This is a genomic window from Citrobacter braakii, assembly GCF_009648935.1.
In the GTDB taxonomy this organism is placed as follows: domain Bacteria; phylum Pseudomonadota; class Gammaproteobacteria; order Enterobacterales; family Enterobacteriaceae; genus Citrobacter; species Citrobacter braakii.
In genome coordinates, this window is the sequence record NZ_CP045771.1 from 3,883,459 (window position 1) to 3,895,937 (window position 12,479).

11 protein-coding genes and 1 riboswitch are annotated in these 12,479 nt (G+C 53.7%); of the genes, 3 read left to right on the plus strand and 8 right to left on the minus strand.

Annotation, left to right across the window (positions count from 1 at the left end):
- Positions 1–28 precede the first annotated feature (28 nt).
- Complete coding sequence (locus tag GFC06_RS18320) at positions 29–1,297, minus strand: Y-family DNA polymerase (RefSeq protein WP_153690480.1); 1,269 nt, start codon at positions 1,295–1,297, stop codon at positions 29–31.
- The gene (locus GFC06_RS18325) at positions 1,297–1,716 is read right to left on the minus strand and encodes a translesion error-prone DNA polymerase V autoproteolytic subunit (protein ID WP_153690751.1); all 420 of its coding nucleotides are present in this window, start codon (positions 1,714–1,716) and stop codon (positions 1,297–1,299) included. The genes GFC06_RS18320 and GFC06_RS18325 overlap by 1 nt, the downstream gene beginning before the upstream one ends.
- Before the next feature lie 77 nt (positions 1,717–1,793).
- Here GFC06_RS18325 and GFC06_RS18330 point away from each other — a divergent pair, with 77 nt between their 5' ends.
- From GFC06_RS18330 to GFC06_RS18340, 3 genes are all read left to right on the plus strand, one after another.
- Positions 1,794–2,036: a DinI family protein gene (locus GFC06_RS18330; protein ID WP_153690481.1), complete on the plus strand. Its 243-nt coding sequence runs from the start codon at positions 1,794–1,796 to the stop codon at positions 2,034–2,036.
- 175 nt (positions 2,037–2,211) lie between these two features.
- Positions 2,212–2,273, plus strand: a riboswitch (Fluoride riboswitch).
- Between the two features lie 87 nt (positions 2,274–2,360).
- The gene (locus GFC06_RS18335; protein ID WP_109149526.1) at positions 2,361–3,692 is read left to right on the plus strand and encodes a voltage-gated chloride channel family protein; all 1,332 of its coding nucleotides are present in this window, start codon (positions 2,361–2,363) and stop codon (positions 3,690–3,692) included.
- Positions 3,689–4,057, plus strand: coding sequence for a hypothetical protein (locus tag GFC06_RS18340; RefSeq protein ID WP_153690482.1), 369 nt, complete (start codon positions 3,689–3,691; stop codon positions 4,055–4,057). Before GFC06_RS18335 ends, GFC06_RS18340 begins: the two co-directional genes overlap by 4 nt.
- A 367-nt stretch (positions 4,058–4,424) precedes the next feature.
- On the opposite strand, the gene GFC06_RS18345 is transcribed toward GFC06_RS18340, so the two are convergent.
- From GFC06_RS18345 to GFC06_RS18375, 6 genes are all read right to left on the minus strand, one after another.
- On the minus strand, positions 4,425–5,009 hold the full coding sequence (locus tag GFC06_RS18345; protein ID WP_153690483.1) for a DUF4376 domain-containing protein: 585 nt from the start codon (positions 5,007–5,009) through the stop codon (positions 4,425–4,427).
- 11 nt (positions 5,010–5,020) lie between these two features.
- Positions 5,021–6,937, minus strand: coding sequence for a prophage tail fiber N-terminal domain-containing protein (locus GFC06_RS23500; protein WP_323741207.1), 1,917 nt, complete (start codon positions 6,935–6,937; stop codon positions 5,021–5,023).
- Positions 6,938–7,005: 68 nt separating this feature from the next.
- Complete coding sequence (gene gpJ / locus GFC06_RS18360; RefSeq protein ID WP_153690484.1) at positions 7,006–10,386, minus strand: phage attachment tail tip protein J; 3,381 nt, start codon at positions 10,384–10,386, stop codon at positions 7,006–7,008.
- A gap of 71 nt (positions 10,387–10,457) precedes the next feature.
- A complete protein-coding gene (locus GFC06_RS18365; protein WP_049268765.1) occupies positions 10,458–11,135 on the minus strand; it encodes a tail assembly protein in 678 nt (225 codons plus the stop codon).
- Positions 11,033–11,767 (minus strand): C40 family peptidase, encoded by a 735-nt coding sequence (locus GFC06_RS18370; protein ID WP_153690485.1) that lies wholly within the window; start codon positions 11,765–11,767, stop codon positions 11,033–11,035. Before GFC06_RS18370 ends, GFC06_RS18365 begins: the two co-directional genes overlap by 103 nt.
- An 11-nt stretch (positions 11,768–11,778) precedes the next feature.
- Entirely contained in the window at positions 11,779–12,474 is a 696-nt protein-coding gene (locus GFC06_RS18375) for a phage minor tail protein L (RefSeq protein WP_153690486.1), read from the minus strand.
- Positions 12,475–12,479: the final 5 nt, after the last annotated feature.

The following is a 12,479-nucleotide window of genomic DNA, read 5'->3' on the forward strand; positions in this document are numbered from 1 at the left end:
AATATGCTGTAAAAGTTTAATCACGGTATCACCTGACCTGTAGCAAATCACTTAACCTTGTAGTGTACCGAGGCGACAACATATCCCTCTTCATTTTCCACTGCTGCTGGATACCTTGACCGGCAAAATAGAGTGTGCCCCTACCGCCCTTCGCGTTGAGATGATCCAGAACCTCCATCAGATGAGTGCTCTTTTGTCGCGGCGAGTTATCATCAAATAGATCAAGCTGGGCGATACCCTGACTAAAAAAATCGCCGAGCATCACACCCGCTTTTTGATATCGGTGACCATTCTCCCATACGGTATCCAGGCAGCGCATGGCTGCATTAACGATATCCCTAGTATCCTGCGTCGGGGTAATCAATTTCACTGACGTGCTATTACCGTAATACTGCTCTCTTACCGCAAACGGTGATGTTTTGACGAATGCAGAGATGAACCTACAGTACTGGTGCTCCCCGCGTAGCTTCTCTGCTGCGCGCACAGCATAACTGCAGATAGCCTGACGCATATCTTCATAATCAGTAATGCGTTCACCAAACGACCGGGAACAGACAATTTCCTGCTTCACTGGTGCAAACTCTTCCAGCTCCAGACACGGCTCACCTCTAAGTTCTCGTACTGTTCGCTCCAGGACAACGTTGAAGTGCTTCCTGATAAATCGGATATCAGTATCCGCCAACTGGAGCACAGTTTTAATACCCATCGCTTCAAGTTTTTTACTAATACGTCGGCCAACGCCCCACACTTCATCAACGGATAAAAGAGCCATCAATTTTCGCTGCCTTTCTACATTTGATAGATCAACAACCCCGCCAGTCTGATGCAGCCACTGCTTAGCAGCATGATTTGCCAGTTTGGCCAGCGTTTTGGTTTGAGCAATTCCTACACCAACGGTCAGGTGTGTTCGCTGAAGTACAGTCGCACGGATTTCCCGGCCAAAGTCAGTCAAATCGCGGCAATTTCTGACACCAGTCAGATCACAGAAAGATTCATCAATTGAATATACTTCGCATCGCGGTGACATTTCTTCCAGTGTGGTCATCATTCGCAAACTCATGTCCGCGTATAATTCATAGTTACTAGAAAAATAGTGGACCCTTTGTGGGAAACGAGCATCTTTCAGCTGGAACCAAGGTGTACCCATCTTGATCCCAAGCGCCTTAGCTTCCGCACTACGAGCTATCACACAACCATCATTGTTACTAAGAACACAGACGGGTTTTTCCTTGAGATCGGGCCGAAATGCTGTCTGACAGCTCGCATAAAATGAATTGGCATCAACAAGAGCAAACATCAGTCGACAGTCTTCAGTATGTGGGTAACAACCCCAAATACATCCAGCGAATCCTCACCGCCCACCATAATCGGATTGAACGCAGGGTTTTCTGGCACCAACATCACAGTTGGGTGCATTTGTAGCCTTTTCACCGTGAATTCACCATCGACGGCGGCTATCACAATATCCCCATGCTGGGCCGTTTTAGCGCTGTCCACCACCAACAGATCGCCAGAGCTAATACCCGCACCACTCATAGAATCCCCAGCGGCGCGAACAAAATATGTTGCGCTGGGATGCCGAACTACTAACTTATTTAAATCAATACGTTGCTCAACATAATCCTGCGCTGGGCTGGGAAATCCACATTGCACCGGATCGCTAAACAACGGGAGAGCTACAATCTGGCTCAGCTCAGTTGGTGAATAAAACTTCATGATAAACTCACTCATATTGATACTGTTCATATATACAGTATATGCTGTGATTACATACAGTAAAGAGGAGTTAAAGCATGTTCGTTGAACTCGTTTATGACAAAAGGAATTTTGATGGTCTGCCCGGTGCAAAAGATATCATTCTGGACGAGTTAACTAAGAGGGTTCACCGGATTTTCCCCGATGCTGATGTCCGGGTTAAACCGATGATGACGCTGCCGGCGATCAACACTGACGCCAGCAAGCATGAGAAGGAACAGATAAGCCGTACTGTTCAGGAAATGTTTGAAGAGGCTGATATGTGGCTGGTTTCAGATTAAACGCCTTGAACCATCATATCGCTTGAGTTGTATTAGCTCAGACCTGAGCTGGCAGTCTTATGGCACAGAGCCAAACCTAACCTGACAGTCCACTCTGTGCCAAAAACGGACATTAATACATGGGGGTCAACAATGGGTATGAATTCTTCTGCTGAATCGATTCCTGTGCTAAGATAACCCCATAGGGGATGGCATTCCCCCTTGAACCGCCATGTGGCTAATGATGCCTGCATTTATTCCCGGACCGGGAAGATGCAGGCTTATCGTTTTATCAGCCATGCAGCGTTGTGTGTCCGGGATGATTAACCATCTGAGGATGCTTCAATGCGCTCAAATCACTTCCTGCTCAATAATTCAATCAGTTCTCTTGCGCAATGGCTTGGCCTTGCTTTCCTGATCGCCGTGCTGACCGGCACAGCTTCTGCGTTCTTTCTGTTTTCCCTTGACTGGGCTACGGCGACCCGGCTCAGACACCATTGGCTTATCTGGCTGCTTCCCGTTGCAGGATTTGCCGTGGGATGGGTTTATCTGCGCTACGGAAGTTCAGTAGAAGGCGGGAATAACCTGGTGCTCGATGAAATTCATGATCCCCAAAAAATTATCCGTCTGCGCATGGCCCCGCTGGTATTTATCGGCACTGTTGTTTCGCATCTTTTTGGTGCTTCTGTTGGGCGCGAAGGGACCGCAGTACAGATGGGGGCCTCCATAGCCGATCAGTTTACTCGCATGTTTGGCCTGACGCCGGATACCCGACGCATTGTCCTGATGGCCGGTATCAGTGCCGGTTTCTCATCAGTATTCGGCACCCCTCTCGCGGGCGCCATTTTTGGGCTTGAGGTTCTGGCCATTGGGCGGATGAATTACAACGCATTAATACCGTGTATTTTCGCTGCCATTGTGGCCGATCAAACTGGGCTATTATGGGGAGTACATCATACTCATTACTCCGTCTCGTTTATTCCTCATATGTCTGCCTGGGCACTGATTGCTGTCATCATCGCCGGTGGGCTCTTTGGTCTGACTGCCAGGGCTTTTGCCAGCGCAACACATGCCATCGGCAGTTTCATGAAGAAGACTATCCATTATGCGCCACTGAGACCGTTCATTGGCGGACTGGTAGTGGCTGTGTCGGTCTTTTGCCTGGGTGCTGATCGCTATATCGGTCTGGGTATTCCCGTTATCGTTGACGCCTTTCATCAGCATCTGGCTCCATGGGATTTCCTGGGAAAACTGGTATTTACGGTCACTTCTCTGGGCGCAGGTTTTAAAGGCGGGGAAGTCACACCGCTCTTTTATATTGGGGCCACACTGGGTAACGCGCTGGCTCCAGTGCTGCATTTACCGGTCAGTTTTCTGGCCGGTATTGGCTTTGTGGCCGTCTTTGCCGGAGCTGCGAATACCCCTGTGGCTTCAACACTGATGGCGATTGAGTTATTTGGCTCTGAGATGGGCGTTTATGCTGCACTGGCCTGTGCTGTTGCCTGGCTGATATCGGGTTATACCGGCATTTATCGTTCCCAGCGCGTAGCCTGCCTGAAACATGGCTTCGTGCCAGAGCATATTAAACTTGCTGATGTCCCTGACTGGTTGGCAAATAATGTAAAGTCCCGGAAACCGAAAAGCAGCGAAACCTGTTCGGCAGAGGTGAATAAGTGAAGATGGAAACGCTATCGACGCTACGAATCTATATCCAGTCAGGCACCAGGGTAAAAGCATCGGGATTTATGAAAAAACTTACCGCTCCTCCATTGAGCCATTATCTGCTGCGTTTGGCCAGGGCAGAGGGAGTACCTCAGGCTATCATCCACAACGTAAGTGCAGGGTATCTTGTCGGGATGAAAATAAGCTATTCCCACCATGAAATTAAAGCAGGTGCTCACCCGGAATGCCTTGAACTGATTGGGGATGTAGCTGAATTAAAAAAATTCATCGCTGATTATGAAGAGCATCTCGAAGGATTGCGCTGCATCATCTCAATGTCTGAGGAACACACCATCATTTCTGAAGAAGTATTACCATGAATGAAATATATCCGTTGTAATAGCTCGGATAGCTCTGAATCACCATGGGTTCAAAGGCAACTGCGTGCAAGTAATGGGCTGGGATTAGCCCATTACTTGCAGACACGGACAAATATCATGAATGTCTGCTGTTCGCTCAAAGCGGACTGGCAATCATTCAATACTCGCACTATCGAACGGTCGCCAGTCCGCTTTGTGCTCGTTCTGTCTGCCCGTATCCCGATTAGCGTAGCATGGACAGGCCACAAAAAAAGGCCCCTGCACATGCAGAGTCCTTTCTCTATACAAATTAACGAAAATGGCGCGTATACGCGCCATCAGTAGTGAACCAGCATTTCCAGTATCGCTGGCGTGGTAAAGCGACTCATTATGCCTCCTCCGGCCATCCTGGCTGGTAAGCAATTATGGCGCTCATATCTGTCAGCTGTGTCACATCTTCTTTCATCTGTCGCTGCCGTTCGTGAATTCTGAAGCCGTGTATCACCATTGCCTGCATCATCGCCGCCTCAAGCTGTTGCAGGAACGCAAAATTCACTGGAACATCGTGGTTATCCGCATCCGTCCAGAAGAATCCATCAGGTAACTTTCCTGCACTGGCAGCCATAACCACGGGCGCAAGACGCTCCTGCGATGCTTTGCCTCCATCCCACCGCTGGCCACCAAATTCAAAAATAATGTTGGCGTTTTCCTGAACGTCCCGCCAGTTGCTGATTTCAGCCAGTTTCTGATTTCGTAAATCTTCCACCATCTTTTCAGTCACAATAAAAGGGGTGACAGGACCAAACTTTCCTGAATCAAGCTCGCTGTAGATGCGGCGTCCATGCTCCTCATTATCGTTCTGATATGCAGTGAACGGCAGAAACTCACCAAACTCTGCAAATTTAACCCTACAGTTAATCGCTGTATGTTCTTTATTCGCCCACTCAGGAGCCTGAATGTCCTCAATGTTCATACAATCTCCTTTTATGAAATTCGCTGAAAAAGACCTACATAATTCGAAGCAGTACCGCTTGGCCACTGGTTTGAGATAATGCCGCAAGCTCGCCACGTCCCCGGAAGAGGGTAAGGCCCATATTGAACACCCGACCTGTAGGCATCAATAGTGAATGTACTATAGCGATCCTGTGGAAAAATAATGCCGGAAGCCTTTAGACTCCCCCCTGCAACGGTTGCGCCTGGGGCAAGAGGTGCTCCAACACTCATATATGCCAGCGCAAACGTACCTACAGCATGAAGTGCACCCGCTGGTGCGCCTGCCGGTCCCTGCGGGCCTTGTGGTCCCGTAGCTCCTGTTGCTCCCTTTGCGCCTGCAGGTCCTTGTGGTCCAGTTAATCCGGTATCCCCTTTATCTCCCTTATCTCCTTTTGGTCCGGCTGCGCCTGTCGGACCTGCCGGCCCCTGCGGACCTGTTCCCCCCTTTGCACCTGCAGGCCCTTGTGGTCCAGTAGCTCCTGTTGCCCCCTTTGCGCCTGCAGGTCCTTGTGGTCCAGTTAATCCGGTATCCCCTTTATCTCCCTTATCTCCTTTTGGTCCGGCTGCGCCTGTCGGACCTGCCGGCCCCTGTGGGCCTGCTGCCCCTACGGGTCCTTGTGGACCTGTCGCCCCCGTTAACCCAATATCACCCTTATCCCCTTTTGGTCCGGTTGCACCTGTCGGACCTGCCGGCCCCTGCGGGCCGCTGAGGTCTTCACTTTCCTGTATCTCTTTAATGGTATCAGCGGCGGCTTTTGAGGCTGCACTTCTGGCCTGTTCAGCAAGGAGCTGTGCTTCATCCCTTGCCTGTCCACTTTCTTTCTCACTGGCAGCAGCATCCTGTGCGCTGTTCCGGGCATTCAGGGCATGTTCCTGAGCCTCATCGCGCAGCGTCAGGGCCTCATCTCTGGCCTGTTCTGCGCGGTTGGCACTCTCAGCGGCTGCATTTTTCTGGTTCTCAGCCGTTTCGGCTGACTGCAGGGCTGATGCTTCACTTGAAGATGCCGATTCTGCACTGGCTGATGCCGCAGTCTCTGATTTAGCGGCCTTGTCGCTGGATTCCCTGGCATGCTGTTCACTTTGAGCTGCAGCTGCTGCGCTGTTATTACCCTGTTCTGCAGCCTGTGTAGCCGTGAGGCCGCTTTCACGCGCTGAGGTTTCAGATGCAGCTGCATTGCCTGCGTGCTCGCCCGCTGTTTGTGCTGAAGAGGCGGCACTTTTGGCACTTCCAGCTGCAGACTGTGCCGAGGTACCTGCCTCCTGCTGCGCTTTCTGTGCCGTATCAGCGGAAGTTTTTGCCACTCCGGCCTGTTCCGTCGCTGTCTGTGCCGACTTTGCCGCACTGTCCGCATCCGCTGCACAAGCCAGAACGTCCTGCGCGGTCTGTCGGGCATTATCTGCAGCTGACCGGGCAGAAACATCAGCAGCATCTGCAGAGCGTGCTGCCTGGCGCTGTGACTCTGCCGCAGCCGTTGCAGACAAAGCTACTGCATCCTTACTCTGCTCCGCTGTCTGCGCGGCCTGTTCGGCGCGTTCCCGATCCTTCTCTGTCGCAACAGTTAATGCAGCAACGCGGTTTACCATTTCCTCAAAACGTTTCATCACCTCCGGGCGCAGATCTGCATCCTTTGGTGCATCGAGAAACGCATTCAGGGTATCAGGCGCATCGGTAGGGGCCACGTAAATGTCACCGGCCACTGAGGGCGGAAAACCTTCCCGCATCAGTGACACACTGTAATAACCCGGTTCAGCCTCAATGCTGTAGTGGCCGTTCGCGTCTGTAACAGTGGATGAAATCACCTCCACAACAACGGTCGGGCTGGTTTTCTTCGCATTCAGCTGAATAGTGCAACCCTGTACCGGTTTCCCCGCCCCGTCTTTTAATACGCCAGAAATTTGTACTGACATATGTCATTACCTCTTGTTTTCAGCAATAAAAAAGCGCCCATTCAGGCGCTCGTTTCTGGATTCAGGTATCAGTAAATGCTGATACCCGTGCTGTTCTTCTTCACCACCATGACCAGCAGGTTGCTGATATCAGCCCAGGCCCCGCCGCCATACCCCCTGGATGAAACCGTGAAGCTCAGCGTCACATTTCCACCTCCGGCTGGCATATCAAGGACCCTGCTGAATGATCTCGCTGTAATCGCGGGTTCTGCGTTGTATATCTCTCTGCCGTTGTGCTTCACCACAAGCCCACAGTCTGTCCATATCTCGTTGCTTGTCTCTGATTTTGCCTTTCCTCCTGCAAAGGTGATGGGGGGAATGATTATCTGCCTGTCAAAATGGTGGTCATCCTGTATCTGAACCGTGAGGGTCCCATTCGGGTAATTAGCGCTTCCGGGGAAAGCCCGCCCCACGGCTTTAACGATATCGCCGACAATATTCTCTGCCCGCATTGTCCCGTTAATGGTGCAGTTTTCCGCTATCGTCACATTATTGAGGGTGCCGGAATTCGCGCTGATATTACCGCTGATATCCGCATTACGGGCAGTCAGCCTGCCGTCAGGCGTCAGCATAAAGGTCGGCGGGTTCCCGCCACTGGTGATGCTCGGGGCCGTCAGATATTTGAGGAACACCTCGTTCATAAATATCTGGTTGCCCTGCGCCACAAACATCGGAGTTTCATTGCCGTTCGCCGGGTTGATAAACGCGATACGGTCAGCCGCCACCAGGAACTGGCTCAGCTTACCTTCTTCCGTATCCTCCATGCTCAGGCCCAGACCAGCCACATAGTGCTTCCCGTCTTCGGTCTGTTCTATCTTCACGCCCCACATGGCATTCCACTTGCCGTTCGCGTCCTGCCACTCTTCAGAAAACTGATCCAGCCGGCTGGCGTTGTCTTCCGTCAGCTCCACCTTCTCCAGCAGCTCTTTACCCAGGTGGCTTTCGGTGATTTTCCCTTTGAAGAAATCCAGGTAGCCCGCCGCATCGTTGCTGGCCTGCCCTTTAGCCTCCACGAACGCCGATTTCCCGACCTGGTTCACGGCCCGAATATAGAAGTAATAATCCTTGCCGGGTTTGATACTGCTGCTGGCCGCAACCCAGTACAGCGCGGTGCCGAGATAACGCGCATCGGTTTCCACCTGGCGGATATCGGCAATCTGCGTATCTGTAAACCAGAATTCATACTGCACCGTGGGGTCATATACCGCCTGGTGCGGGGTGGCGGTTATCTGGAAATATCCGGGTGTCAGATCAACATAAGACGGTACTGCGGGCGCGGCAATGCTGAAATCAGTGCTGGCCGGTTCGCCCTGCTGGCCCTGGCTGTTCACCGCCCGTACCGTCAGGGTGTAACGTCCCGGAGTCAGGTTACGGAAAGTATGCTCCGTTACGGTCAGGGTCAGGCTGCTGGCCAGCCGGTCGCTGTTATCTTCCGCTTTCACTGTCAGGCGCAGGGAAAAGTTCACCCCCTTAACCACACGCGGGGTATCCCATCGCGCCCGCGCCTGATACTGCCCCTCCTCTGCCAGAATCTCCGTGGTGAGATGCTGCACGGCGGGCGGTGTGTTCGTGATACCTGTGCCGGGCAACGGGTCAAACTTCGCCCCGTTGTCCACGATGCTCTCTTTCTCCGGAACATGCTGCACGGCGGTGATGGCATACGTGCTGTCATCATTCTCCCGTATGGCCACGCAGCGAAACAGGCGCTGGCGCAGGTCCGGCAGTTTCAGCCCCCACACGCTGTACGCCGCCACGCCATCGGGTAACTGGCTGACGGTCACGCGGTCCGGGGCTGGATGTGCGGTGACCGCGACGGTAACAGGCTGGCCATCGCTGCCCACCAGGTTCAGCACCACATTGCCGCCTGGCGGAATTTCCACCTTGCGGTCCAGGGTGAGCGTACGGGACAGACTGTCGACCGACAGAACGCGTCCGCCCACGGTCACGCCGGCATAATCACTGTCGCAGACCTCAATGATATCGCCGGGAACATGTCGCAGTCCTTCGGCCCCCACGGAAAAATCCACCGTCTGCGTTTCCAGCAATTCGGTGGTGATGGCCCACAGTCCGGCACGGTGTGCCTGCCCACGGCTGGTACAGGCGAACGCATCCATCTTCAGGACGTTGCGACCGTAGCGCCGTATGGCAGCGTCATTTTCCACCAGTTCGGTTGACGTTTCCCAGCCGTTGTTCGGGTCGGTGTAGCGCACCTCGGCGGCATTGTGGCGCTCTTTCTGTGCGCTGAAGCTGTAGACGAACGGCGCACCGTCAGCGGGCATCACCACATTACTCTGTGTGTAGGTCCAGACTTTATCGGCGGGCCGGTCCTGCACAAAGGTCAGGGTATTGCCGTTCCAGACCGGCATGCAGCGCATCAGGGAACAGAAATCCCCTAGCACGTCCCACGCTTTACGCTGGTCCGTCAGATACGCATTGCAGGTAATACGCGGCTCTGTCCCGCCAAAACCGTCAGGAACAAGCTGATCGCAGTAATATGCAATGGCATACAGCGCCCACTTGTCCACATCGGCAACACCGATGCGGCTTCCCATGCCATAGCGCGGGTGGGTCAGCATATCCAGCACACACCAGGCCGGATTATCTGTCCAGGCGGGTTTAAACGTCCCGTCCCACAGCCCGGAATACGTCCGTTTTACCGGATCATAATTCGACGGCACCTGTACGATACGCCCGCGCAGGAGATAGTTTCGCGTGACCTGTTGGCTGCCAAACTGCTCCGCGTCCACTTTTACCCCGATAACGGCGGTATTCGGATAGCGTTGTTTTACATCAATGATTTCGGTATAGCCCGACCACACCGTTTTGTTCTGCAGCAGGTCTGTCGTACTGTCATCAGTGATACGTTGCATGCGGACTTCAAACGGCCGGGGCGGCAAATCATCGATCACCACAGATGCCAGAAACTGCGTGGTTGTTTTACCTGTAATGGTGATATCCCGTTCCGTTCGCCACAGCCCGTCCCGGCGAAACTGGATCAGCATCTGTACGCTGGTCGGGTTGCGGTCGCCTTTGGTACTGGTACTGACCAGAGACTGCACACCAAAGGTAAAACGCAGACGGTCCACCGTTTTAGCGGTAATGGTGCGGGTCACCGGCTCTGACTTCTTCACCTCCACACCCAGCAGGGTTTCAGCACCGGAGTCTTCGAACCCCTCCATCGCGGTCTGCTCATCCTCCCCCACGCGGTAAACCACGGTGACACCGTGAACCATCGCATTACCGTCGCTGTCGAGGACCGGCGTTTTGTTAATTCTGACACTTTTCAGCCCGTCCACCGGACCTTCTATCGGCCCCTCGCAGATGGCATCAACAACGGTCAGCATCTGGCTGGATTTCAGGTCGTCAGGAGCCTCATGCGGCGTTTTACTGCTGCCACCACCCTTACCCATAATCTGTTCCCTCTGAAACGACAAAACCGCCCGAAGGCGGTTCTGTTTTAATATAAATATGCTGCAGTAAATCAGCGACCGATGATCACCACCTGCCCGCCGCCGCCCTCATCCCGTGTGCTTATTTCCTGGGAGATCGTGCGGGAGCCGACCAGCATTTCACCGTACAACACCGGCAGGGCATTCCCCTGCGCCACCATGTTGTCCAGTGACGAAAAATAAGTGTTCTGTTTGCCGTTATCGGTCTGCCGGGACGAGGGGATTTTTGCCTGCGGCGTCAGCATCTGCGCCACACCACCCAGCATCATGGCTGCCCCCATAGAAAACAGAACTGAGGATACCGAAATACCACCGGCAGATAACGCAGCCCCCCAGGCTGCCATTGAAGCGCCTGCCGTAAAAAAGGACGCGCCTATTGCCACAGCACCCAGCACGACCTGAAACAGGCCACCGGATTTTGCCCCTGCCATACGCGGGACAATATGAATAATGGCCCCGTCCGGCAGCGGTTCATGCAGACGGGCTGACACGCTGGTTTCATCCACATCCTGACCGGCGATGCGTATCTGATACCAGCCATCATTCATTTTCTGCCGGAAGCCCGGAACCTGTATGGCCAGCGCGTAAATGGCCTCGGCCCCCGTTTTTATACTGAGGCTGAAGCGGCGGCCAAATCGTTGTAAATCCCCGTGAAGGCAGAGTCGTGCCATGCCCGGTGTCGCCATATCGAGTGTGTGCGGCGTTGCCATTTTTCAGAATACCTCTCGCGTTTACTGAGCTGGTCAGGAATATGGTGCAGCAGTTCGCCGTCGCCGCAGTAAATCGCGGCATGGTTGGCAACTGATGAACCAAAACAACAAATCAGAATGTCTCCGGGCTGTGCCTCTTCAGCATTCACCCGATAAAAACCTGTCGCCTCCAGATTATCCAGATACAGATTCTCTCCCTGCTTCCACCAGTCCTCCCCCCGCGCAAAATCCGGCATCTCAATACCCGCCAGATGGTACGCATCTCGGAACAGGGTGTAACAGTCCGTCACCCCGTGCTCAAATGCCCGCCCGGTGAGGAATGGCATGCAGCGAAATTTGTATATCCGGTCATCGCAGACCAGCCACCACGGCAGGCCACTTTGCACCTGCAGGCGGCGATCAACATCGCTGAGAAACGGCTGGCCATTGGGATGGCTGTGTACCAGGGCCACCACATCGCCTGCCGCCTGCGCCTGAAGGTAATCTGCCGGATCCATGCGGAAATACAGAGTCGGTTCAGCGGAAAGATTCTGGCAGGGAAAATACCGCTCCCCTGCGGGCGTGTTCACCACCCAGCCACACGATTCAGCCGGCGCGCATGCTGCAGCATGCGCCAGGAGTGTTTTTTTCATGGGTGTATCCATCAGGAAAGACGGTTAATGGAGAGGAAACAGCCGATGCGCGGCAGGTTATTACGCAGCTCGCAGCCGGTACGGCATTTGCTGCAGGCATCTTTTGCAGGGTCTGTCGTGGGTTTATCAAACTCGTCCGCCACAGGTGGCCCGACATAGCCACACTCCTGCGAACGGTAGGTCCAGTTGCAGACATCAGCCAGCATGATCCGCGACGGATACACGCTACCGTCCGTTTCGGTCGGTGTGGCCAGCACGAAGGTCGCCGTGGTGGCTTTCAGCTCCGACAGTTGTTCAATCACCCAGCGGCTGACCACTTCCTGTTCCGGATCAGCCTCCGGATTGCCGCCTGTAAAGTTCACCGCATCGAGAAAACGGGCGTATACCACGCGCCTTACCACCGTGGCCCCGACGAGGCTCTGCACATCCTCCGCGAGTCCCGTGACCATGCCAAACAGGTTCGACACTGCCAGCGTCGGTCGGGAAGACGTCCCTTTCCCTACCAGATCAAATCCGGTTCCCTGTATCGGGTAAACGTCATACTTCCTGCCCTGCCAGGTGACCGGCTCTCTCTTCTCGTTTAGTTCATTTGAAAAGTAGTAACGCTGGCCACCAAAGGCCGTCAGGTCGATTTCCCACAAGTCAATGCGGGCAGACTGCTCGGTTTTCGTGGTTTCGTTGAGGGTGTTCTGAGGAATATCCTGCATAAGGA